This window comes from Algoriphagus kandeliae (assembly GCF_004571135.1).
Classification (GTDB): domain Bacteria; phylum Bacteroidota; class Bacteroidia; order Cytophagales; family Cyclobacteriaceae; genus Algoriphagus; species Algoriphagus kandeliae.
The window spans coordinates 388,524-414,306 of sequence record NZ_SPSB01000001.1; the positions used below are offsets into that span (position 1 = coordinate 388,524).

General features: G+C 38.8%; 17 protein-coding genes. 16 read left to right on the forward strand and 1 reads right to left on the reverse strand.

The window, feature by feature from the left end; genetic code table 11:
• Nucleotides 1-6 precede the first annotated feature (6 nt).
• Nucleotides 7-2,187, forward strand: coding sequence for an acylase (locus E4S40_RS01630; protein WP_135069894.1), 2,181 nt, complete (start codon nucleotides 7-9; stop codon nucleotides 2,185-2,187).
• Between the two features lie 458 nt (nucleotides 2,188-2,645).
• On the opposite strand, the gene E4S40_RS01635 is transcribed toward E4S40_RS01630, so the two are convergent.
• On the reverse strand, nucleotides 2,646-3,758 hold the full coding sequence (locus E4S40_RS01635) for an alanine racemase (protein ID WP_135069897.1): 1,113 nt from the start codon (nucleotides 3,756-3,758) through the stop codon (nucleotides 2,646-2,648).
• Nucleotides 3,759-4,018: 260 nt separating this feature from the next.
• On the opposite strand from E4S40_RS01635, the gene alaS reads away from it, so the two are divergent.
• The 15 genes from alaS (at nucleotide 4,019) to E4S40_RS01710 (ending at nucleotide 25,684) form a co-directional block, all read left to right on the forward strand.
• Nucleotides 4,019-6,643, forward strand: coding sequence for an alanine--tRNA ligase (gene alaS, locus E4S40_RS01640; RefSeq protein WP_135069900.1), 2,625 nt, complete (start codon nucleotides 4,019-4,021; stop codon nucleotides 6,641-6,643).
• Nucleotides 6,644-6,662: 19 nt separating this feature from the next.
• Nucleotides 6,663-8,123: an Asp-tRNA(Asn)/Glu-tRNA(Gln) amidotransferase subunit GatB gene (gene gatB, locus E4S40_RS01645; protein WP_135069903.1), complete on the forward strand. Its 1,461-nt coding sequence runs from the start codon at nucleotides 6,663-6,665 to the stop codon at nucleotides 8,121-8,123.
• Nucleotides 8,124-8,129: 6 nt separating this feature from the next.
• Nucleotides 8,130-9,248, forward strand: a complete 1,119-nt coding sequence (locus E4S40_RS01650; RefSeq protein WP_135069906.1) for a TlpA disulfide reductase family protein — start codon at nucleotides 8,130-8,132, stop codon at nucleotides 9,246-9,248.
• Between the two features lie 596 nt (nucleotides 9,249-9,844).
• Nucleotides 9,845-10,651, forward strand: coding sequence for a polysaccharide biosynthesis/export family protein (locus tag E4S40_RS01655; protein ID WP_135069909.1), 807 nt, complete (start codon nucleotides 9,845-9,847; stop codon nucleotides 10,649-10,651).
• 1 nt (nucleotide 10,652) lies between these two features.
• Entirely contained in the window at nucleotides 10,653-13,097 is a 2,445-nt protein-coding gene (locus E4S40_RS01660; protein ID WP_135069912.1) for a GumC family protein, read from the forward strand.
• 38 nt (nucleotides 13,098-13,135) lie between these two features.
• Complete coding sequence (locus E4S40_RS01665; protein WP_135069915.1) at nucleotides 13,136-14,956, forward strand: asparagine synthetase B family protein; 1,821 nt, start codon at nucleotides 13,136-13,138, stop codon at nucleotides 14,954-14,956.
• Entirely contained in the window at nucleotides 14,940-16,724 is a 1,785-nt protein-coding gene (locus tag E4S40_RS01670) for an ABC transporter ATP-binding protein (RefSeq protein WP_135069920.1), read from the forward strand. The genes E4S40_RS01665 and E4S40_RS01670 overlap by 17 nt, the downstream gene beginning before the upstream one ends.
• Before the next feature lie 542 nt (nucleotides 16,725-17,266).
• A complete protein-coding gene (locus E4S40_RS01675) occupies nucleotides 17,267-17,989 on the forward strand; it encodes a hypothetical protein (protein ID WP_161971751.1) in 723 nt (240 codons plus the stop codon).
• A 285-nt stretch (nucleotides 17,990-18,274) separates the two neighbouring features.
• Nucleotides 18,275-18,550, forward strand: coding sequence for a PqqD family peptide modification chaperone (locus tag E4S40_RS01680; protein WP_135069926.1), 276 nt, complete (start codon nucleotides 18,275-18,277; stop codon nucleotides 18,548-18,550).
• Nucleotides 18,534-18,983, forward strand: coding sequence for a lasso peptide biosynthesis B2 protein (locus tag E4S40_RS01685; RefSeq protein ID WP_135069929.1), 450 nt, complete (start codon nucleotides 18,534-18,536; stop codon nucleotides 18,981-18,983). Before E4S40_RS01680 ends, E4S40_RS01685 begins: the two co-directional genes overlap by 17 nt.
• 309 nt (nucleotides 18,984-19,292) lie before the next feature.
• On the forward strand, nucleotides 19,293-20,255 hold the full coding sequence (locus E4S40_RS01690) for a nucleotidyltransferase domain-containing protein (protein WP_161971752.1): 963 nt from the start codon (nucleotides 19,293-19,295) through the stop codon (nucleotides 20,253-20,255).
• 835 nt (nucleotides 20,256-21,090) lie between these two features.
• The gene (locus E4S40_RS01695; protein ID WP_135069937.1) at nucleotides 21,091-22,482 is read left to right on the forward strand and encodes a hypothetical protein; all 1,392 of its coding nucleotides are present in this window, start codon (nucleotides 21,091-21,093) and stop codon (nucleotides 22,480-22,482) included.
• Nucleotides 22,483-22,793: 311 nt separating this feature from the next.
• Nucleotides 22,794-24,152: a hypothetical protein gene (locus E4S40_RS01700; RefSeq protein WP_135069940.1), complete on the forward strand. Its 1,359-nt coding sequence runs from the start codon at nucleotides 22,794-22,796 to the stop codon at nucleotides 24,150-24,152.
• Between the two features lie 41 nt (nucleotides 24,153-24,193).
• Nucleotides 24,194-24,754, forward strand: a complete 561-nt coding sequence (locus tag E4S40_RS01705; RefSeq protein ID WP_135069943.1) for a hypothetical protein — start codon at nucleotides 24,194-24,196, stop codon at nucleotides 24,752-24,754.
• A 510-nt stretch (nucleotides 24,755-25,264) separates the two neighbouring features.
• A complete protein-coding gene (locus E4S40_RS01710) occupies nucleotides 25,265-25,684 on the forward strand; it encodes an adenylyltransferase/cytidyltransferase family protein (RefSeq protein ID WP_135069946.1) in 420 nt (139 codons plus the stop codon).
• Nucleotides 25,685-25,783: the final 99 nt, after the last annotated feature.

Consider the following 25,783-nt stretch of genomic DNA (forward strand, 5'->3'; position numbering starts at 1 on the left):
TGAATCATGCAAAGAGTAGCAATCCTATTCCTCTTTATTTCACTTTCATTTATTGCCTGTGAGCCAAAAACGACTACTGAAATCAAACGTTGGGAAGCTCAAGCTGAACGTGTAGAAATCATTCGGGATGATTTTGGAGTACCCCATATTTATGGCAAAAGCGATGCTGATGCAGTTTTTGGATTGCTCTATGCCCAATGCGAGGACGATTTTAGAAGAGTTGAGCGAAACTACATCTGGGCAACGGGAAGGTTAGCCGAATTGGAAGGAGAGGAGGCGCTTTATTCAGATGTTCGGGCAAATCTCTACATGACAGAAGAAGAAGCAAAAGCTGCTTATGAATCGGCTCCAGAGTGGTTGAAAGAACTTTGTCAGGCATTTGCAGATGGAATCAATTACTATTTGCATACCCACCCAGATGTTGAGCCTCAGGTCATCAAAGTTTACGAACCTTGGTTTACGATGTATTTTTTCGAAGGCTCAATAGGAGGGGATATTGAGCAGATTCCTACTTCCCGTATTAAGGCTTTTTATGAAAACAACGAGGCCTTAGCCTATTCCGAGTTTGGGGATGGATTGAGTCATCCTGACCCGGAGGAAGAACCAAAAGGTAGTAATGGCATAGCAGTATCAGGAGAAATGACGGCATCTGGGAATGCCATGCTATTAATTAACCCGCATACCTCTTTTTATTTCAGACCTGAAGTTCATGTAGTCAGTGAAGAAGGTCTGAATGCTTATGGAGCCGTGACTTGGGGACAGTTTTTTGTTTATCAGGGATTTAATGAAAAGACTGGTTGGATTCATACTTCTACGCGTGTCGATTTCATCGACGAGTTTATGGAGGAAGTATCGGAGGAAAATGGTAAGCTAGTTTATCGCTATGGTGAAGAAAAAAGGGCAGTGGATTCCTTTCCTGTGACTTTGTCCTATCAAACCGAGGAGGGCTTGAAGCAAAGGGAGTTTACCCTGTATCGTACGCATCATGGACCCATTACTCATCAACTCGAGGATAAATGGGTAGCCACAAAAATCAATTGGGACCCCGTAAATGCTTTGATTCAAAGTTTCACCCGAACCAAGCTTGCCAACTATGAGGAATTCAAGGAGATGATGAATATCCGTACCAACTCCTCCAACAATACCGTTTTTGCGGATGCGGAAGGAAATATTGCTTATTTCCATGGCAATTTCATTCCAAAAAGAAATCCTCAATTTGACTTTTCTAGGCCATTGGATGGTTCAAATCCAAAAACAGATTGGCAAGGTATCCATACAGTTGATGAAAGTATTACGCTTCTAAATCCGCCTACAGGATGGATTCAAAACTGTAACTCTACGCCATTTACTGCGGCTGGTGAATTCAGCCCTAAAGCAGAAAATTATCCAGTTTACATGGCTCCGGATCGTGAAAATTTCCGAGGTATTCATGCAGTTAAGGTATTGAGAGAAGCTTCGGACTTGACTTTGGATACCTTTATTGAATTAGCCTACGAACCAACTTTGCCAGCATTTGAAAGATTGATTCCGCCCTTGGTTCAGGCCTTGGAAAAGTATGGAAATGACACAGAAATCAAACAGGCTACTGAAGTTTTAAAGGCTTGGGATTTCAAAACAGGGAAAGAATCGGTTGCGATGAGTTTGGCTCATTTTTATGGAATGAATCATCAGCGCAAATTCCGGGATATGCAGGATTTGGTGGACAATGAAACCGTTTCTTCTCTTTCTCAACCAGAAACCCAGAAAGAAATGGTTGAGGTTTTCGAAGAAACTTTGAATCAAATGAATGCTGATTTTGGAACTTGGAATACGCCTTGGGGAGAAATAAACCGATTCCAACGACTCAACGGTGATATTGATTTAGCCTACGATGATGATCGGCCTTACATCCCAATTGGGATGGCTTCCGGTCGATGGGGGGCTTTGGCATCCTATGGCGCGAGTACTAAAGAAGGAACCAAAAGACTCTATGGAAGCTCTGGAAATAGCTTTGTGGCTGTCGTAGAGTTTGGAGATAAGGTACGAGCTAAAAGCATCTTGGCAGGTGGCCAAAGCGGGGATCCAAATTCGCCGCATTTCCTAGATCAAGCTCAACGTTACGCGGATGCAAACTTTAAGGATGTTGCCTATTATCTAGAAGATGTGGAGAAAAGAGCAGAAGAAAGGTATAAGCCGGGGAAGAGATAGGTTCAGTTTTGCTTATCCTTACTTTGGCCGTAAAATACAGCTTCGCTGAAATATACATCGTGAAATACAATGGAAATACACTTCGCTACGCTCAGTGAAATATACGCTTCGCGAGATAATAATAAGATACAGCTTCGCTGAGATATGCCTTTGGCGAGATAAGCTCTCCTTCGTCGAGAAAGATAATTTACCCACTAGGAAAGACTCTTTTTATTATTTGCTAGGCAGTATCTGGGGATATCAAGACCCCAGCGGGGTCTAAGTTAGATAACCCTGCCTGGGGCAGGCAGGCCCGGGTAAGGAGGAACGACGCAGCCCGGGGAAAAAGCCTCCCCCTAATCCCAGCGCTGGTGCAGGATCTAGGAGGTGGAAACGAAAAGTTGATGCCAGCAAGAGGGACACGAGAAATTGGTTACTAGTTAATGGTTATTGAGGGGTTCTATAAATCTCGAGTATTCTTAAACCTTGAACTTTTTCTCTTCTGCATGGTCTATCCATTCCCCTGATAGGCTAAGATAAGCCCCCATGGCATCAGCCGTCATACAGGAATGAACGGGTAATATTCCTAACAAATCTCCAACTTGAACCTGGTTCAAAAGCTCTTCTGAAGCCTGGATTAAGCCATGTTCTTGGGAAATGCTTTTTACAAAAGAGCGACTCTCGGGAATTTCCCAACCATCTTCTTTGAGAATAACTATCTCACCAAAATTCTTTCTTCCATCAACTTCAATCAAATGATCCTTGGCGAGATGAACGCCACCTCCATGAACCAAAATCTCGTTACGCTCAGGAACGATATCTACCACGGGAACTGCTAAGGCTACTGCTATATCAGATTTCTTGCAACTCCCCAATTCCACTTGCATTAGGTCATAAAAGACAAAATTCCCAGGTCCCATCTGGTCGATATCTCCAAAATCAGTTGCCACTGAACAGCCGGGAGTATCACCAATCCGAGTAACCAAATTAGGATACTGGGATTCATACTTGGTTTTTAGCATCGCCAAAGCCTGTCTTGTTTCGTGATAAATCAGTTCTTTATCAGGCTTATAATAGGTATGCCCCGGATGAATGTAGAAACCAAAAAAGGATAAATGCTCTGAAGTGGATGCTATCTGAAGGATCTCGTCAATTTTTGCAAAATCACTCATATGAACCCCCGTGCGACCATAGCCTGCATCTATTTCAATCATAAATCCCACTGGGCTTGTAAGATTCTTTGCAAGTTCTTGGATTGTGTAAGTGTTGACTATTTGAACAGAGATAGGCTGGGTTTTAGCCAATTTATTGAGTAGAGGAATCTCCCTGATATTAAAAGGGAAAGCAATATGAATGAGCTCCCAACCAGAATTACTTAAATAAGCCGCTTGCCGGATAGAAGAGGCTGTGATTTTCCGAATCCCATATTCCCGGGCCCATTCTCCGATTTTTTTGGATTGAGCTGTTTTCCAGTGAGGAATTAGTTCTAATTGATGCAATTCTGCCTTTTCAGCCATTTTTTGAATATTGGCTCTGCAGATCTTTTCATCTATCAATAAAGTTGGAGAGGTTATTTGGGATCGGTAGTCCATGGTATTTTCCGGTTTTGGTTTCGCAACTAGTAAAGTTAAGTTTCCTTTCAAGATAAGAAAGTAATTGTGACTACTGTAGTATTTGTAATTCGATTGACTTCATTCATGATAAAGGCCTCAATTTTTAAAATCCCATAAAACCTGCTGTTTTTCTGAAATCCATTTACCTAAGCCCATTAAAACTGCTATTTTTGTGAGCTTAAATCCAAGCCCCAGGCTGTGGTTTTTAAATTATCCTTAATTAGCGCAAGCTCAACTTCATGGAAGCAAAGAAAATACGAAGCACCTTTATTGAGTTTTTCCAGTCCAAAGGCCATCATTTCGTTCCTTCGGCCCCGATTGTGGTAAAAAATGATCCTACCCTGATGTTTACCAACGCGGGGATGAATCAATTTAAAGATGCCTTTTTGGGGAATGAAATCCCGAAATATCCTCGAGTCGCCAACTCGCAGAAATGTCTTCGTGTGAGTGGAAAGCACAATGACTTGGAAGAAGTGGGAGTGGATACCTACCATCATACCATGTTTGAGATGTTGGGGAACTGGTCTTTTGGAAATTACTTCAAAAAGGAGGCGATCGAGTGGGCTTGGGAACTGCTAACTGAGGTCTATCAGCTTTCAAAGGACAGGTTGTATGTTTCTGTTTTTGAGGGAGATCCTTCCGAAAATCTTGAAATGGACCAAGAAGCCTATGATTTTTGGAAAGAAATTGTGGCTGAAGATCGCATCATTATGGGTTCCAAAAAGGATAATTTTTGGGAAATGGGGGATACGGGACCTTGTGGACCTTGTTCGGAAATCCATATTGACTTAAGGCCAGAAAATGAAATTGCTGAGATTCCGGGAAGAGATTTGGTCAATCAAGACCATCCTCAAGTAATTGAGATTTGGAACCTGGTATTTATGCAGTTTAATCGCTTGGCGGATGGAAGCCTTAAAGAACTTCCTGCTAAGCATGTGGATACAGGAATGGGATTTGAGCGATTAGTTCGCGCCATTCAGAGAAAGTCGTCCAATTACGACACTGATATTTTTACTCCATTTATATCATTCCTTGAGAAGAAATCAGGTAAAAAATATGGGCAAGACGAGCAGACCGATATCGCCTTCCGAGTGGTAGTAGATCATATCCGTGCAATCTCTTTTACGATTGCGGATGGTCAGCTTCCATCCAATAATAAGGCTGGATATGTGATTCGTCGAATCCTTCGTCGAGCTGTCCGCTATGGCTATACCTTTTTAGGTTTTCAATCACCCTTCTTGTATGAATTATGCTCATTGATGGCGGAGCATTTTGGAGATATTTTCCCTGAAGTGCGACAGCAACAAGACTTCATTGCAAAGGTTATTCAGGAAGAAGAAAGCTCTTTCCTTCGTACCCTTGATCATGGTTTGAAAATGCTTGCGGGCATCAAAACTGAATTAAGCGAAAAAGGAGAGAAGGTAATTTCAGGCAAAACCGCCTTCGAATTATATGATACTTATGGTTTTCCATTGGATTTAACTTCTTTGATTGCCCGAGAAAGCGGTTTCTCTTTAGATGAAAAGGGCTTTGAAATCGAGATGGAAAAACAGAAAAACCGCTCTCGCGCTGCTTCTGAGTCTGAAACCGGAGATTGGGTGCATGTTGAAGAGGAGGTAGGTGTGGACTTCGTGGGATATGATTATTTGGAAACGCAGTCTCACATCGTCAAGTACCGAACTGTCAAGGAGAAAAAGGGAGAAAAATACCAGTTGGTATTAGATAAAACGCCATTCTATGCAGAAAGTGGAGGTCAAGTTGGGGATACCGGTTGGCTAGTTTCTGATACTGAGAAAATTCGAGTCATTGATACCAAAAAGGAAAATGACTTGATTGTCCACTTTGTGGAAAAATTGCCTGCTGAACCTAGAAAAACTTTCAAAGCTCATGTAGATGCTGTTCAGCGTCAGTTGATTATGAATAATCACTCAGCTACACACCTACTTCATGCAGCACTTCGAGAGGTCTTGGGCGAACATGTGCAGCAGCGCGGTTCCTTGGTGAACGATAGAATCCTGAGATTTGACTTTTCACATTTCAGCAAAATGACGGATGCCGAAATCCAATGGGTGGAAGAAATCGTCAACAAGAAGATTCGAGAGAATATTGCTTTGGGTGAAAAACGAAATGTCCCTATCGAGGAGGCCAAAAAAATGGGAGCAATGGCTCTTTTTGGTGAAAAATATGGGGATTTTGTGCGTGTTATCACTTTTGATCCAAGTTTTTCAGTAGAGCTTTGTGGAGGCACGCACGTTCCTTTTACCGGTCAAATCGGGTTCTTTAAAATCGTTTCCGAAGGTTCTGTGGCTTCTGGTGTTCGTCGAATCGAGGCGATTACTTCTGTGGCTGCTGAAAAATACCTCCGAGAACAAGAGAGCTTACTCAAAGAAGTGCAGGAATTGCTTAAAAATCCAAAGGATGTTAAAAAAGCAATTGAGTCTTTGCTTTCTGAACGAAACGATTTGAAAAAAGAGCTTGAGGCCTTGCATCTGGAAAAAGCTGCTCAGGTGAAATCGAACCTGCTTTCTCAATTTGTAGATCAGGGAGATGCAAAGGTATTGATTGCACAAGTCGAATTGCCCAATGCAGATGCCTTGAAGAAGTTGGCTTATGAACTGAAAAATGAAGTAGAGAAAGCCTTTGTTGTTTTGGCTGCTAATATTGATGACAAACCTCAAATTGCTGTGATTTTGGATGAACCTTTGATCGAGTCCAAAGGATGGAATGCTGGAGCAATTGTCCGGGATTTGGCGAAAGAAATCCAAGGTGGAGGCGGTGGCCAGCCTTTCTTTGCGACAGCAGGAGGAAAAAACCTTCAGGGATTGCCTCAAGTTGTTAAGAAGGCAAAAGAAATGTTTCTTTAATCGGATAGAATCAAGCTAAATGCTTAGCGAGGAAATCAAAAATAAATATCAATTGGTAGTCGGTTTGGAGGTGCACGCGCAGCTCTTGACAGCCAGTAAAATGTTTGCTGCCGATTCCACCGAATTTGGGAATTTGCCGAATACCTTGATTTCCGTGATTACATTAGGACATCCCGGTACGCTTCCAAAAGTCAATAAAAAAGCTATTGAATATGCCGTGAAAATGGGTTTGGCTTGCCATTGCGAGATTACCCGAACCAATATTTTTTCCAGAAAAAACTACTTCTATCCAGACCTTCCCAAAGGTTATCAAATTACCCAAGACAAAGGGCCAATCTGCGTAGGAGGGAAAGTTCCCATTCGCCTAGCCGACGGAAGTACCCGTGAAATCCAACTCAACCGAATCCATTTGGAAGAAGATGCAGGAAAATCCATTCACCTAGATGGAGAGCCGGATACTTTGGTTGATTTTAATCGAGCTGGAACGCCTTTAATTGAGATTGTTACCGAACCAAATATTTACACCTCTGAAGAAGCTTATGCTTTTCTGACCGAGATAAAGAAGTTGGTAAAATACCTTGATATCTGTGATGGAAACATGGAGGAAGGTTCGCTTCGCTGCGATGCCAATGTTTCGGTCATGTTGAAAGGGGCAAAGGAACTCGGAAAGAAGGTAGAAGTCAAAAACATGAACTCATTCCGGAATGTCGTTCGGGCCATAGAACATGAGTTTGAGCGAATGGTGGGAATGCTGGAAGAAGGAAAAGAGATCATTTCTGAAACACGAACTTTTGATGCGAATACTGGTACAACTTCAGGCATGCGAACCAAAGAGGAATTAAATGATTACCGCTATTTTCCTGAACCGGATTTGAGTCCTGTTGTTATATCCGAAGAGTGGCTGCAATCCATTCAATCTGCAATGCCTACACTCCCGAGGGATTTGTATAAAAAGTTTACGGAAGAATACGGTTTGCCAGATTATGATGCTTCCTTTCTAACTGAATCCAAGGAATTGGCACTTTGGTTTGATGAATTGTGTCGTGAAACTTCCTTGTACAAAGCTGCGTCCAACTGGATGATGGGGCCAATCAAGTCCTATTTAAATGAGACAGCTACACATATTTATGACTTTACTATCAATCCCAAAAGGTTGGCAGAATTATTGGCTTTGATAGAGGAGGGAAAGGTGAGTTCTTCAATTGCATCTCAGAAAATTTTCCCTGAGTTGATAAAGACTCCAAAGGTTTCTCCATTTGAAATTGCTCAGAAGCTCAATCTAATTCAGGAAAGTGATGAAACTTCTCTAAAGCCAATTATTGAGGAAGTGTTGAAAGAAAACGGGCAAAAAGTAGCCGAATATAAATCCGGTAAAAAAGGCTTAACAGGCTTTTTTATGGGACAAGTAATGCGAAAATCAAATGGAAAAGCGGACCCAAAAGTCGCTACCAAATTATTGACAGAATTATTGAATAATTAAAATAAGATGAAGAATATAATGACTAGCCTCTGGATTCTAAGTTTAATTTCACTCTTTTCCTGCGGAAATAGTGCTAATTCAGAGCAAGACGGAACAGTTGAGATCTCAGGGAAAATTTCCAATGCTCCTGAAGGGGTGGTGGTTTTGTCTCAATTTACAGATGGAAGACCTCGGGTTTTGGATACCTTGGAATTGGATTCTGACGGCAGTTTTTCTTATGAATTACAAATCGAAGATCCAACTTTCTATGACTTGAACCTCTTTGGACAGCGATCCGTGCGATTGGCACTTTTGAAAGAAGATGTGCAGGTGAATTATGATTTTTCCCAGCCAGAAAATATTCAAATCGAAGGCTCGAAGGATAGCCAAGAAATGCTGAAGTTGGAAAAGTTGATGGCTGATTATCAGGCTGATGTCAATGCTTTGAATGAAGCTTATTATGAAGCTATGAGTAATAATGATGCGGAAACCATCAAAAGTATTCAGGCTCAGGCTTTGGATTTGGAAGCCAATCAGGCTGAGCGCGTTAAACAGACCATAAATAGTATGGGAGATAGCTTTGCTTCCTTGGCAGCTATTGGATTATTAAATCCAAAAAATGACTTTCCATTCTTGGATGAATTGATCAATCGACTGGATCAAAAATATCCAAATACACTCACCATCATTCAATTGAAGCAGCAATTAGATGAACTGCGTGCCTTGGCAATTGGAGCAGTTGCGCCAGAAATTGCTTTGCCTGGACCAGATGGGGAAATCAAGAAACTTTCAGATTTAAGAGGGAACTATGTATTGATTGATTTCTGGGCTGCCTGGTGTAAACCTTGCCGAGCTGAAAATCCAAATGTGGTTAGGTTGTACAAGGAATATAATTCCAAAGGATTTGAGGTATTCGGTGTTTCCTTGGATCGAGATCGGGATGATTGGGTTCAAGCCATTGCAGATGATCAATTGGAATGGACGCAAGTTTCTGATTTGCAATACTTTAATTCAGAAGCTGCTCAAACCTATCAGATTCAAGCTATTCCAGCTACCTACATGATCGATCCGGAAGGAAAAATCATCGCCAAAGATCTTCGAGGACCAACATTGGAGAGAAAACTACAGGAGTTGTTTGATAAATAAGTTCGGCTTCGCCTCATGAAATACTCCTCCTTTCAGTCGGAGAAATATGTTCGGCTACGCCTCATGAAATACGCCTGCGGCGAAATAGGCTCAGCTACGCTTCGCGAGATACGCTTCACTTTGTTTCGCGAAATATGCTCAGTTGCGCTTCGCGAGATAAGCTTCACTTCGTTCAGCTAGATAAACTCCGCTGCGCTTCGTTAGATATGCCTTCGGCGAGAAAGACTTAGCCCAAATTCCCCCTTTGTCTTTTATTGTTATAGCAGAGGTGCATTCTATTGTAAAGGGGACAAGGGGGATTTGACTCTATATATAAAAAAGGACTATTCTGGATTACTCCCAATAATTATCGTTGACCCCGAACAGTAATTAAAATATCTCGGCGCAGCCATATCTTTTTTTATCTGCGAAGCTATCTTAGAAAAGATTTAGTCCATTCCTATATCTTCAACCTACCAAAAAATAATAACCCATTACCCCTATAGACTATTTATTGTTACCTAATTTTAACCTATTCCCCTCCAAGTTTTAAAGCGATTTTTGGCAATTTTTTCTATGTTTGCGAGGGTCAATTCAATCGTCCTTATTAGTTTTATATGATTCAACGAATATTCAAATACGCCTTTCTATTAGCTTTTTTGGGCTTTTTTTCTTGCGTTTCGAATGAAAAAATCATTTACCTGCAAAATTTGGAGGGTAATCAACCGATTTCTGAGGATGAAATGATTTCTTACGAAATTCCAGAGTACCGATTACAGTACAATGATATTTTGGATGTTCGAATTCAGACTGTAGAAGACCTGATTAAGAATGGTTTTAATTTTCAGAATCAGCAAAACAATCAAATGCAAGTCGGTGCACAAGGTGGAGGGGATGTGTTTTACATGACCGGTTATACTGTAGATAAGGAGGGAAACATTAGGCTTCCAATTGTAGGAGATGTAAATGTGAAAGACAAAACCATTGAGGAAGCTAGGGTTGAGATAGAAAAGAAATTGAGTCAATTTGTTACTTCCGAATTGTATGTAATGGTAAAATTAGGTGGTATTCGTTATTCAGCCTTGGGAGAATTCAGACGACCTGGAAAATTTGTCGTTTTACAGGATAGAATGACCATTTTTGAGGCGATCGCCAATGCAGGTGATTTGAATACAGTGGCCAAGCGGGATGAAATTATGTTGATCCGTCAATACCCAGAAGGGACAAAATTACATCGAGTTAATTTGAATGATAGGCAATTGATTCAATCTCCATACTATTTCATCCAACCAAATGATCAATTGTATGCCGAACCAATGAAAGTTCGAGAAATAGGAACCGGAGAAAATGCAGTTCAAACTTTTGTTTTATTTACTTCAGTGCTAACAACCACATTACTTGTGGTGAATTTATTTGCCAACTAATATGTATCCGAATACTCCTCAGATAAGTAATGATCCCTCATCTCCTTTTTTGATCAAAAAGGAAGATGATTTGGACTTGAAAATCATTCTTTTCAAATACCTTCAATATTGGCCTTGGATTATAGGCTTTGCGTTAATTGGGGCTTTTGGTGGGTATTTGGTGAATAAGTATTCAACTCCTATTTATCGAGTAGAAGGAACTGTCTTGATTAAGGATGATTCCCCTGCATTTGGTGCGGATTTGTTTGCCAATGGAGGATTTGGAAGGGACTACAGTAATATTGATGATGAAATTGGAATCCTAAAGTCCTATTCTCTTGCCGAGGCAACTGTCCGAGAAATGGATTTGAATGTCCAATATTTTTTGGAAGGATTTGTTAAAACCACACAGATTTATGGAAACACCTCCGTATATGTGAATTTGGATAAATCCAAACCCATGTTAGTAGGAGGTATGTTCAAATTAGAGGTGATTAATGAAGATAGTTTTGAACTGAGCATCATTGAACAGGGATTTAGCATATTCGATCCTAAAGATCCATTTAATAAAAGAGATAGAGGAATTGTGGAATTACCTCGTTCTGTTTATTCCTTTGATGAACCTATTCAAATTGATTCCTTTGAATTTTCAGTAAGCTCAATTTCAGCACTTCCTGGAGATCAGATATTTTTCCGTTTTCAAGATGATCCTTCTATTGCCAATGAAATGAGAGGGCAATTGGGAGTTGCTCCTTTGGAGCGTTACTCTTCGATTTTGACCTTAAGTATGCAGACTCCGCTTCGAAAGTTGGGAGAAGATTATCTTAATCAGTTGGTTAAGACCTATTTGCAGCGTGAGCTCAATGAGAAAAATAGAGCTACTGAGAATACCATCTCCTTTATTTCTGATCAATTGAGAGGTATTACAGATTCCTTACAATATTCGGAAGGAAGACTTCAACAATACCGGTCTGAGAATAAAATCTTTAATCTTTCAGAAGAAGGATCGGCTATTTTTGGAAGATTGCAAGAATTAGAATCCCGGCGATCAGAGGTAGAATTGAATCTCAAGTATTACCGTTCTTTGCAATCCTATATTGCTAATAATGGGGTAGGGGAATTGGTTGCTCCTTCTATGGTAGGGGTTGCTGATCCAATGCTTAATGCTTTAGTGCAAAATTTATCCAACTTGCAAACAGATAAGCAGCGCTTGATGGCAAATTTTTCTCAAGAAACCCCTGTAGTTAAGGATATTCTGACGCGAATTGAAAGTGCAACCCGAGCCCTTCAGGAAAACGTAAGTTCTGCCATCAGCAATACCGAAAATTTACTCGCTGATTTGAATGGTCAAATCCGTACAATTGAACGTGAAATCAGCACACTTCCTGAGACCGAACGTAACCTGATAGGAATTCAGCGTCAGTTTACCATAAATGAGAATATTTACATTTACCTACTTCAAAAGAAAGCCGAGGCTGAGATAACCTTGGCGGCAAACCTCCCCAAAAATGTGGTTCTGGACAAGGCCAAGACTGTGGGTCAGGTTGGTCCAAAAAGAACCCAAAATTTGCTTTTCGGCCTCATTATAGGGTTAATAATTCCAATTGGTATTATTACAGTAAAAGATTATCTCAATACAAAAATTGAGGATCCAAAGGAATTGGAAAAAGGAATAAAGGTCCCTCTTATAGGAATGATTGGAAGAAGTTATTCCGAGGGAACCTTGCCTGTTTTCAATAATTCTCGATCATCTGTTACAGAGTCTTTCCGTTCGCTTCGGGCGGACCTTTCTTATCTAAGTACAAAACGAGATAATCTTTCTATTTTATTTACCTCCTCTGTTTCCGGGGAAGGAAAAACATTTGTGTCCATGAATATGGCTTCGGTTTTTGCTTTGATGGGTAAGAAGACCATATTGCTCGGTTTAGATTTACGGAAACCAAGAATTGCGCAGGATTTTGGTCTAGCAAATGACAAAGGAATGAGTACCTGCTTGAGCAGTGATTCACCTTGGCAGGATGTGGTAAAACCTAGTGGCTATGAGAATTTGGACGTGATTTTATCCGGTCCAATTCCACCAAATCCAGCCGAATTATTACTTCAGGAAAAGTTTGGAAAAATTATCAATGAAATTAAAGAAGCCTACGATGTGGTGATTTTTGACTGTCCTCCTGTTGGGTTGGTCTCTGAAACCAAGGAGCTCTTCAATTTTGCTGATATCAGTTTCTTTGTTTTCCGCCAAGGATATTCCTTGAAAGGGCACACGGAAGTACTCAATAATCTAGTGGAAAAAGGAGGAATCAAGAAGATTTATGGAGTCCTGAATGATGTTCATATCGATAAGGGTTATGGGTATGGATACGGCTATGGTTATGGCTATGGCTACGGGGGAAGTTCTTATGGATATCATGAGGAAAGAAAACCCTTAGCTTGGTGGAAAAGGGCATTAGGAAGAAAACAAAACTAGGTGTTTCTATCCTCTAGTTGTTGAAATGAAAAAATGAAATGAAGGGATTCTTTGGGATTTTGAATTTGGATAATGGTCCCATTCAAGAAAGTTCAAATCGATTCTTGAATCATTATCCAGACTTAAAATCCCTTCCTTTTTATAAATCTACCGATTTTTTTCTTTCATCCCTATCTAAGGAACTCCCTGTTTATTCTCTTAATAATTATCCAAATCTAATCTATGCCGGATGGTGTAGGCTAGATAATCTTGAAGAGCTGCGTGACCAATTAGGAATAACTTATCAAGCTCAAGAAAGTGAGGTAATCCTTCAGTCCTACCTTCGATGGGGTGAAGATTGCCTTAAAAAGTTTTTAGGAGATTTCAGTTTTGTGATTTGGGATCAGGAGAAAAAGCATCTTTTTCTAGCCAAGGACCATCTGGGAGTAAGACCTCTTTTTTATTTAGAGCATGATGGGCTTTTTTTCTTTGGAACGAGTATAACTTTGATCAAAAAAGCTGTAGGGCAGAAACTTCCCTTAAATTATGTTTTTATAGCAAATGAACTTAAAAACTATCCCCCCGATATTGAAAGTACCTTCTTTAGGGATATTAAAAGACTCAAACCAGCTCATTTCCTTATTTTTTCAAAAACCAATACTTATAAAGAAAAAAGATATTGGGATCTAAATCCTGTAGATTTAGGATTTTGCAAGAAGGATGAAGATTACATAAATCATTTAAAGTCAATACTATTTGAGGCTATACAATCCAGGATTCGAAACAAAAAAACAATTGGGAGCCAGCTAAGTGGAGGTTTAGACTCTTCCGCCATTACTGTTATTCTTTCCCGGTTGATGGATAAAAAAAATCTACATACTTATTCCTTTGTTTTGGATGATGTAACTAGGGAATATTCAGAGTTGAAGGTGGATGAGCAGGAAACACAAAGAGAGATAATAAATTATGCAGGGTTACTTCCTGAAAATCACCATCCAATTACCCGTTTTCATTTCCAAGATATATTCGATGAATTGGAAAGAAGAAATGAAATCATGGGAGGTCTAACTTCAAGTGACAGTATTTGGCAGGATACATTGTTTAAAAATGCTTCAGAGAATAACAAAATTGAAGTTATGTTTAGTGGTTTTCCTGGCGATGAGGGAGTTTCAGAACCTGGAAGTCTTTTTTTTGCAGATTATATTTACAAACGTGACTTTTTTAACCTTCTAAAGTATATTCTGGAATTTAGAAGAGGAGGAGTCTCTAGGATTAAAAACTACTTCAAAGCAAAAAAGGTAGGTTCCTTTGTACCTGATTACCATAAAACTCAAGAATTAAGAAGTCTTCTTAATCCTAAGGTTGATAAAGAACTTCAACTTATAGATAGATCTTTTAAGTTTTTTCCAGATTACAAAGGTTGGTTAAAGCATAGAATTTGTATGCCGGATACTTCTATCAGAATGGAATCTGAAAACCTCTATGCTAATGATTATAATATGGAAATGGCCTATCCTTTAGCGGATATTCGGATTTTAGAAGCATTAATCAGTTTGCCTTCCCATCTATTTAAGCCCAAACCGATGAGTAGATCCATTTTTAGAGAGATCTGTAAGGGTATTTTACCAGATAAGGTTCGACTTCAAAAGAAATCTAATGGGGCTTTTACCCTTGCATTTTATGAATACTTATGTGAAAAGAATTTTCAGGAATTTCAAGCTTATGAAGTAAAAAATCATTTGGGCTTTATTATTTCTGAAGATGAGCTTTTAAAGCGAGAACCCGAGTGCAGCTATTGTCAAAAGGAGCGATTGAATTATAGGAAAGAAATAGATTACCTGATTGACTTAAACTGGCCCCCGGATGAGGAGAATAGCTAAGGATTCTATAAAAGGATACGCACGAGTCTATCATCGGGCTATTTTATTGCTTTGGCGGGTTTCACCCCGATTAGTGTCAATTCAGGTTCTACTTTTTTTGATACAGGCTATTGTTCCTGTTTTGACATTGATTGCTACCAAGAAACTATTCGATGTTATTCTAGAGAGTAGCAAAAGCTTTGAAACCGTATTGCTGTGGTTACTATACTTGGCAGGGCTTCAGCTTATACAAGTTCTGCTTTCCCAGGGATCCGCATTCTTTTCCGAAATCTATCAGGAAAAACTTACCGACTCTGTCAATGGATTGATTCTAGAAAAATCAATTGAAATTTCCTATCCATTTTTTGAAGATCCTAACTTTTACGACAGCCTTCATTTGGCGCAGCGCCAATCCATTTACAAATTACCCATGCTATTCCAACAAATTCAGGGAACCTTCAGTAATTCCCTATCCCTGGCACTCTTAATTGGCTATTTTTTCTCCTTGATTAGTGGCTATGCCTGGGTTATTTTGATAATTGCCCTGCCTTTGGCATTTGTCAAATGGTATAGCGGATTTGCCCTGCATCGCTTGGAGTCAAAAACTGTTCCCTTAGAACGGGAGGCTGATTATTACCACTACATCCTTACAGGTGAATCTTATGCTCAAGAAATTCGAAGCCTGAATTTTGGGCAATCTCTTCTTAAGCGTTTTCGCGAATTAAGAGGTATCATCTTTGAGCAGAAAAAAGCGCTCCAGAAAAAATTGTTGGCGTTTTCGCTAATAGCAGAGCTACTCGAGGTGCTCGTATTGTTTTATATCCTAATTGGTGTCGCAAGGAAAGCCTTTGAGGGCGTATTGGGGGTCAGCTTATTGATCGTGTATATTCAAGGAATTCAACGCATGCAAAGTAACCTGAAGAATTTCCTGAATTCTTTGGTTCAACTGATCCAATTGCGAATTTTCCTGAAAGACATATTTCGATTTTTGGACATTGCTACCCAAAGTGAAGCTGGTGGAAAAGAGCTAGAATTTCCTACTGACGATTTTGGTATACAGGTTCAAAACTTGAGTTTTGCTTATCCTGGGATTGAGCAGGAAAGTCTTCAAAATATCTCCATGAAGTTTGAAGTAGGAAAGGTGGTTGGAATTGTTGGAGCAAATGGTTCGGGAAAATCAACCTTGGTTAAATTATTGGCAGGGCTGTACAGGCCAAGCTCGGGTGAAATTAAACTGGGAGACTACCAACTAGAGGATATCGATTCAGCTAGTTTTAGGGAAAATAGCCTTTTCTTATTTCAGGACTTTCAACGCTATTTTTTATCTATTGAGGATTTGATCAGTTTGGGAAAAAATAAGCATGCAGAGCATGAATTAAGGTTACATTCTGCCATTCAAAAAGCCCAAGCAGAGAGTTTTGTTTCTAATTTGCCGGATGGTTGGAAATCCAAACTGGGAAGAATGTTTGATGAAGGAAGAGGACTAAGTGGCGGACAATGGCAAAAATTGGCCTTGGCTAGAGCTTTTTATAGAGATCCCAAACTAGTCGTATTAGATGAACCTACAAGTGCACTTGATGCAATTTCAGAGATGCATATTTTTGAGGAATTGAAAAATGAATCGGCTGGACGGGTGACTATCTGGATTACACATCGTCTTTACAATCTAAAAGATGCAGACTACATCTATGTCCTTGATTCTGGTCAAATCAAACAGGAAGGTACATTTCAGGATTTGATTCAGGAGAAAGGAATTTTTCAAGACCTATACCAAAAACAAGGCTTTTGATTAAAACATAAACCCTAGTTTAGCAATAGTTTTTGCCCTCTACTTATTGGATTTCTCAGCACCAATTCCCCCTTTTACTTGTATGTATCGAAGAGACCAAAAAATAATATCCAAAGGGGGCAAGGGGGATTTGATTCTAAATATTTAAAAGACCATTCTAAATTACTTCCGATATTTATCTTGTATACCAAACAGCGATTGTTCCGAACAGCAATGTAAACCTCATTACACATTTGTGAAGACTTGTTTGATTTCTGGCAGGAATGAATGGTGGCCAGGATTTTAATTATCTATAAATCTTTGATTAGAATTGGTTTTTAACTCTATTTTTGGACTGATTGAGTAGGGAATTTAAGATGTACCGTTTTTTCAAAGTTTTTGGGCTTATATGCAGATCAGAAATAAATCTGCCTGCATTAATTAAGCTGTCTGAATCTGAAAGCGTTGATTTTGAGGTCAAGCTCGTTCAGTCACTGCCTGAATTTCAATTTCCAGTATTAGTTTCCGAGGAGGGATGTCGTTACAATGAGACCGAGTTTTTTTTGGAAATTGAAGGAGTTGCAAAATATTTGGTCCGGAATGGGAAAGAAATTTTGATCGAACCAACCTCAGAAGATTGGAAAAGTATACTTCTGTTTTTTTATTCGAATTGTCTTGGAGCCTTATTATTCCAAAGAGATTTGATTCCCTTTCATGTTTCAGGTGTTCTAGATCCGGACGGTAAAGTATGGTTGTTTGCTGCTCCTTCTCAAACCGGAAAGTCCACCACGGCACTAAAGCTCAAAGAAAAGGGCTTTGAGATTTTCACGGATGATACCGCATTGATTTATGTTAGGGAAGGAAAATGTTGGTCCATTCCTTCCTATCCAATGATTCGGGCCTGGAAAAATACCCTCGATAAGCAATCTGTATTTCAACCTGAAGAAGCCACCCAAATACGTTCCGAGATTGATAAATATGGAATATTTTTTCATGAGCATTTTCAAGACATACCGAGGGAGGTCAAAGGAATTATTTTTCTTGAAGAGGAGGGGCAAGAAATACAAATTAGAAAAATTGGAGTGATGGAGGCCCTACCTTTATTAGGGAATAATATTTACCGAGGCTATTGGGTTGAAGGCATGAAAAAACAAATAATTCAATTTGAAGTTTTAACTTCAATTATTAGGTATACAAACTTTTGGAAGGCTATTCGCCCGAAAAATCAGGATAGTTTTAATTCATTTACTGATGAAATTATTGATCAGATATTAGTTAAGGGGTGACTTTTCACTCATTCTTGATAAAATTGAATCAATTTTTGCAGGGTGTATTTTAGTTTTTTTTGATTGTAAGATTTTTTTCTGTAATTCAAACAAGCTGGATTAATACCAGTTATGTATTAAATCTATCGGTTTAAATAAAGATAAGACTACTAAAATTAGTTAGTTTTTTTAAATCAAAAATTCTTAATAAAAATTATAGTCTTTTTATTTGAATCTATATTTTTGTATTTCAAATACATTATTTATTAGTTTATTTGAAACAAGCTTAAAATTGAAAGTAAAGTAATGGGAAGGCAGTTTGTGCTGAAAGAAGATAAATTTTTGTATTCAAAAATCGAAGATGAAGGAGTGCTCTTTGATTTGGAATCCAACGAGTATTTGAGATTAAATACTTCCTTGAATAGCATTTTCAAATATTTGGGAGAAAGATTGTCTCTTGCTGAAATTAAGAAAAGATTGATGGAGGAATACGAAGTGTCAGAGGAGGAATGTGAAGATGGGATTCGGGAGGCGATTGATTTATTGAAAAAGAAAGGGTTGCTTGATGAAAAAAGTGCTTAAAAAATTGAAAAGCTTCCGCTCCCTTTCTCCTAATGAGAGAAAGCTGTTTTTCCAGGTGATTTTTTTATCAATCTATAGGGAGATTTTATTCTTTATTGGTTCCAGAAAGGCCTTTTCGGAAAAAATCATTAAAGATCATTCGATATATAACATTTCAGAAGAAAAAGGAGATTTCGCTGTTGAAATCTCAAAAGCTATTCATTTAGCAGCTAAATATATTCCTTGGAATAACCGTTGCAGGCATCAGTCTTGGCAGGCAGTTTATCTTCTCAATAAAAAGAGAATTCCTTATTCCTATCAAGTTGGGGTAAATAGAAACAAATTTTTAGAAGGTCATTCCTGGGTAAAGGTAAATGGAAGATTCATAACAGGATACTGTAATACTTCAGACTATACTATAGTTGTAAGTAGACTCCCTTTTAATGGATTTTAATTTTCCGAATATCAGTTAATTATATAGAATTTCAATCGGAACAAAGAATAAATTGACAGTGAAAAAGGTAAAAAGTAAAGTTTGGGTAAAACCACAAATTTCTATAATTTCAATAAACGGAGGTCCTACTGTAAAAAGCCAAGAAAACCCATCACACCGATTGCCAAGTTGACTTTGTGAAAATTTTACAGTTGAATTAGATTTTCTCATTTCAATATTTTGAAAAGTTTCTTGGATTTTGATAAGGTTGATTTTATAGTATTAAATTCTCGTCATCGCCTTTCCCTAGCTCAAATTGATAAGTTGGGATTGCACAAGACAAAAAAAGAGGACTTAATCCAGGAAAAAGTAAAAGCCTTAGCTGAACTAAAACAAGTTCAATCTGCATTTGACCAACTTGGAGCATCTGGAATTTCTTTTATTTTATTGAAAGGAATAGGGCTTTCTCAACGTATTTACCAAGATCCAACTTTTCGATGTTCAAAAGACTTGGACATCCTCGTTCCAAATAGGGAAGAGGTAATTCAACTTAGGACTTTTTTATTGGAAAATGGCTGGGAGCCTGTTTATTCCTATTGGGTTGAGGACTTGCCTCAGCGGGATTGGTATTTGGATTTAGCTAACGATGAACCTTTGGTAAATCCAGAAACTGGAATCAATATCGAAATTCACTGGGACTTGGATCGCTTAATATTTGATTTGCCTTCAACAGAATTTCAGGAATTAATTCAACAGAATACTACTAGGATTCAGGTTTTAAATCGCTCTATAAGAGTCTTAAGCCCAGAATTAGAATTGGTCTATCTTTTTGCTCATGGGGCTAGGCATGCCTGGTTTCGATTAAAGTGGCTGGTGGATATTATCCATTATCCGGTTGAGAAAATTGATCAACCAAAATTTCAAAAATTACTGAAGCGTTTTCATGCCACCCATTTTCTCCCAGAAGCAAATGAATTGGCGAATTTTTATTTTGGAAGAGGGATTGAACTTCCAATGCAGGGTAAGCCAAATCCATTTGTAATTAAGTATTCTAAGGAGCAAATAGCTAACGAAGTCGTAATTGGTTTTCCTAATTTGAAAGCTTTCCTCAAATATCTTTACCATCACTATTTCTTATTCGAAAAGAAAAGCAAGGCATTCAAATTTCTTTTTCGAACCATCGGAATACGTCCACAGGATATATCTGCAGTCAAATTACCCTACTATTGGCAGTACTTTTTCTATAGGTATTATTCTTTGTTGAAGAGGAAGATGAACCCCCTTCGGGAGTGAAATATGCCTTCGGCGAAATAGGCTTCACTTCGTTCAGCGCCTGCCTGCCTTGTCAGGAAATACTCCTCCTTTCAGTCGAGAAATACGTTCGGCTTCGCCTTGCAAAATATACTCCCTTCGGTCGTGAAATATGCCTTCGGCGAAATATGCTTTGCGAAATATACCTCCTTTCAGTCGGTGAAATACGCTTTCAGCGAGATATGCTTCACTTTGTTCAGCTAGATAAACTCAGCTTCGCTTCGTTAGATATGCCTTCAGCAAGATAGGCTCCGCGCCAATTCCCCCTTTGACCAATATTAAAGTAGCGACGATGAATTGTAATCCAAAGGGGGCTAGGGGGATTTCTCTACAAACAATAAAGAAGGACTTTTCTGTATTACTACCTATAATTATTATGAACCCAAATCAGTAATTAAAATATCTCGGCGCAGCCATATCTTTTTTATCTGCGAAGCTATCTTAGAATAGTATTGGCAGTCCTGCCCTAAACCTCATGCTCCCCTTCGTGTTTTATGAACGGTGGCGAGAGTAATTAAAATATCTCGGCGCAGCCATATCTTTTTTTATCTGAGAAGCTATCTTAAAATACTATTGGCAGTCATGCCTTAAATCTACTGTTCCCCTTCATGTCCTCACAAACGGTGAAGACTGTACATCATCACAAATCTCTTCATCCAATTTATTGGCCTAGCCCCATCTTTTTCCATCTACCCAGCTATCTTTTTTACCATCAACCACCCATATAAATTGCAAACTCACCTTCATTTATTTCTATTTTATCCTCATTTTATTTAGTAAGTTAGTTTCACCAAACAAGCCATTTTATTACCCGAGAATGCAAACAGATTCCCGGTTTGTCCTAAAAGGAGCCTTTTTATTTTTCCTCATAATCTTCAATGGAGGATGGGAAACCTTTGCCCAGCAAAGGGTAAGTTTGCGGATAAAGCCCGCTGAGGTTTCCAGTATTTCCGACTTTTCAGGATTTGCCCCTTATTTTTCGGAAGAGATGATATTATCCTTGCAGGATATCCCTTTTACCTACAATCGGAATTTCGAATTAATAGTCCATGATGGGGATGTCTATGCCTTCTCATCCTGCTATTTGGATGTATATCGCTGGGAAGAAAAAGCCTGGAAGAATCTCTATCAGTTTGATAATAAAGGCTACACCTGTGGGAGTGAGGTGTTTTTTTATAAAGAGCAACTGCATTTACTTGGCGGATATGGATTTTGGAACAACCACTCAGATCTCCTGAGCTTTGATGAAATAACAGGTTCCTGGTCTTTAGAAACCATAGAGAACCAACCTATGGATTACAATTCTGAATTGATTGGAATAGGGGAGACTTCGGCATTTGTGTTTCTGGGTATCCACCATAATCCCCGTCTTGGAATCGATAATGTTTTTGAGGATGATGGGTATATGCTGGATTTTGAATCTCAAACCTGGAGTCGCCTGAATTTTGATGGCTTACTTTCTTTAACTCCGGGAAAAGCTGAGTTTCTGGCACAGCGGGGGCTAGGAGTTGATACAGAAAATTATTTTGTGATCAACGCCTTCACGTCCAAAACCCATATTTTGGGAATGGTCCTTTTTGATAAGAAAACACTGGAATTCCGCTTCTTTAAACGGGATTCTCCTTTCGACTTTTTCAATTTTGCTAATTGGATACTTGTAGAAGGGGACCAAATCAAATTCCTCGATAATCAAAATCAAACTCGAACCTTAGACATAGCTGAATCCTATCAACAAGCTGAATTTGTAGGAAAGGCCACCATTCAAGGCATCTCGGTAGAATCCAATTTTCTCAAAAACTGGGAATATGTTATTCTCATTGTTAGTTCAATTTTTGCCAGCACTGCTTTGCTATTCTTTTTAGGTATTAAACTATTCCCAACCCAAAGTCAAATTTTCCTAGACAGATTCAGACTGTTTAAAATTCAGAAAGAAGACTCTCAGAAAAATGAAAAAGAGGAGGCAAAAAAAATTTGGGAGAAGTTGCTGTATTTAGAAGGTGAAATCCTAACCACCGAGCAATTGGATCAGGTTTTTCAAATTGATGCCTTACCAAACGCTGATCGTAGGAAAGTAAAGCGATCCCGACTCATCAAGGAAATCAATCGACAGAGTGAAGAAAAATGGGGCTATACCTTGATTAGTAGAAAAAGAAATCCGGAGGATAAGCGATTTTTCCTTTTTCAAATAAATAAGCAACCTAATTCCTAAAATAGAGTCCAAACAAGGGTTTTTTATTCCCTTTCGAGTAGTCAACTTTGAAAAATCTAAATTCAGATTTTTTGTTACTTGTTATTTCGGTCCTCAATAAATCCAAGTATTTGACGATTTTGATTAGTTTTTATTTAATTCTTCTTTTTCATTTATGATTATAAGTAATTGAATTTCAGATAAAAATAAATTTTACCAAAATAGGTAACAATTTCTGTTACCTATTTTACCTGATTTTATTAAATTAGTTTTCAGCAGTAATTATTTTTGCCTTCGAAATTCTTTGAAAGTTAATATTGTCTCTTGTCTGTATGAGATTTTGGTTTTTTAGTTTCTTAGTGTTTATCGGTTTGGTACCGATGCTTTCCGCTACTCAGTCTGCCAAACTGAAAATATGGCCATTGGAGTTTGGGGATACCTACAACTTCGATAGGCTTTCACCTTATTTTTCCGAGGCTCAGTTGGACTCCTTGCTTTCCAATCCATTTGAAATCGCAGGGGCATTTGAATTAATGCGGGATGAATCCGGGATATACGCCTTTTCTTCATGTTACCTGGATGTTTATCAATGGACTGCTGAAGGATGGAAAAATCTGTACGGTTTTGACAATAAGGGCTATACCTGTGGAGCAAAGTATTTTGTACGTGAAGGTTCGATTTACTCCTTAGGAGGATATGGTTTTTGGCGCAATCATTTGGATTTATTGTCCTTTGATAAAGAAACGGGTTCTTGGTCTCTTATGACTCCCAAAAACCAACCCATTGATTTTGCGCCGGGAATTGCTGGTTTGAGTGATAAGGGGATATTGGTGCTTTTGCCTTTTGAAGAAAATCTAAGACAGGATAAAAAAGGAGAACATGGACAGGGTTTTTTCCTCGACTTGGATGAAATGGCTTGGAAATATCTGTCTTTAGGTAGTATCGTATCTTACGACCCATTTGAGAGTCAATTTGTAGTAGATTCTACCGTGCCATTAGACACAGAGGATTATCTGGCCTTCGCTTGCATCGGGACTGAAAAAAGACGGATCGGTTTTTTGATCATGGAAAAGTCTTCTTTAGAAATCCGATTTTTCAGGTTGGAAAAAGGTCTTGATTTTGTCTTTAGACCAACTTGGCTATTGCAAGTGGATAATTTGGTATCCATTCAGACCTACATGGATGGAATTCAGGAATTTGATTTAGATGATTTTTTTAGAAAGGGGGAGTTTGTTGGAAAGGCTGAAATTCTTCCGATTAGTCCCGATGGAATTGAAGAGTTGAAACGTGATTATGTTTTGATTATCAGTTGCGTCCTAATTGTTACCGGGATCGTGCTGTTTTTCATGTTTCAAAATGCCATCAAAAAGCAAAAAGCTGCCAAAACTTTTTCCAATGGTACTTCTAATGGTTCGAGCCTACCCGAGAATATGGATAATGGAATCGAATCTAATGGCTGGATTCATCAGTTTCACCCTTTTAAGGGAAGGCTTTTGACAGTAGAAGAATTGGATAAGGTTTTGAATATCGATCATCTTCCCAATCCGGATAATAAAAAAGTAAGGCGCTCAAGGTTGATCAAAGAGGTAAATCAGCATAGTGAACAGGAATTAGGCTATACGCTGATTACCCGCAAAAAGAACCCGGAGGATAAACGCTATTTATTGTATGAAATCAACGGACAAGAATAGTCTTTAGGGAATTACAAAATTTTGCTTTTATCAATTATTCTATGATCTCTTATTTAAAAAAGTTTTTTACAGGATCTAAAGAGGTTCGAAAAACCATCAATGGGTGGCCCTATACCTACCGGTATTCTGACAAACCCGTTTTTTTCGATCCTATCCAAATGCTAAAGGAATTAAACTTCCGATATCAGGACTCCGGTGTTCAACGCCTGCAATACCGTTTTACCGAAGATCCCCTTCCGAGATTCATGGAATTCCCAAAGGATTCCGATTCGGCTTCCGTTTATTGTAAGATTCAACTTCATGAGAAAGAATTTGAGGTATTTCGATATGTATTTAAAATATCCCATTTTCCGGCAAGTCATTATCGATTTGTCTATGGGGGAGATCAAATCGCAACCTTCACCCGCATGTACCATCAATCCTTCTATCACCAAAACTTGGGGCTTAAGTTGGCTACCATCCATAAAGATTCCCTGGATCTTTCAACAGACAAATGGGCCTGGGAACATCCCGATGGGAAGGTTCTCTTTTTGGAGAAATTTGGCTATCCCCAAGTATGGAACTTTCAAGATTTCACCCAAATCAAACAATTAATCAACTGATTGAAAGACAATCCATTTGCAGAATTTCCCTTCTTTCATTGGGAAAAAGTGGAAACAAAATGCAAAAAAATGGATGTATAAAGTCTTAAATTTTAGTTGCAAAACTGAGTACCAAAACTACTCAGTTTAGTATATTTGAAGGGCCAATTCACCCCCGTTTTTGAAGTTTTGGATTGGCTTTTCTAAACCCACCTAAGGGTATATTTCTTTTTAATAAAGGCTAAGACCAAAGAAAGAAAAAGATCGAGTTTGAAGATTGATTCTGAGCTGCAGATCATCGGCAGATCTCCTTCTCTTCCCACTCTTTTTTCTTGAAATGGGACTGAAAGGGCGAAGCCGTAGGTAGACCACTGAATTTCGGTCCTGAAAAAGTTTCTAAGTTGGAATACATTAGGGAATCCCTTTCTTGATATTGTTAAACGTTCAACGTTAAAAGATTAAGTGCTCTTTTTTATAAGTTGGAGTCCAATAACCCAAAACCTTGAACTCTGAACCCCTAACTCTCTATTTATGAAAAGAGGAATAATTGTTTCCGGTTACTTCAACCCACTTCACAAAGGCCATATTGAATATTTCAATAATGCCAAAGCTGCTGGGGATGAATTGATAGTCATAGTAAACAGTGATCATCAACGGGCATTGAAGGGTTCAAAGGAGTTTCAGTTGGAAGATGAACGCATGTTTATAGTATCCAATATCAAAAGTGTAGACCGGGTATATCTTTCCATTGATCAGGATAGAACGGTCTGTGAAACGATTAGAAAGGTTCACCAAGAATTAGGAGCTACCTACCAACTTGCCTTCGCAAACGGAGGAGATCAGAATAATCAATCCATTCCTGAGGTTCCAGTTTGTCAAGAATTGGGCATAGAACTATTAGATGGAATGGGAGAGAAGATTCAATCTAGTAGTTGGTTGCTTCGCAGTTAAAAGTTCAAGGTTCAATGTTCAACGTTGTAACCTCAAACCCCGAACCTAGAACCTAGAACCCCGAACCCAAAACGCTTAACAATTAACGCTTAACATTCA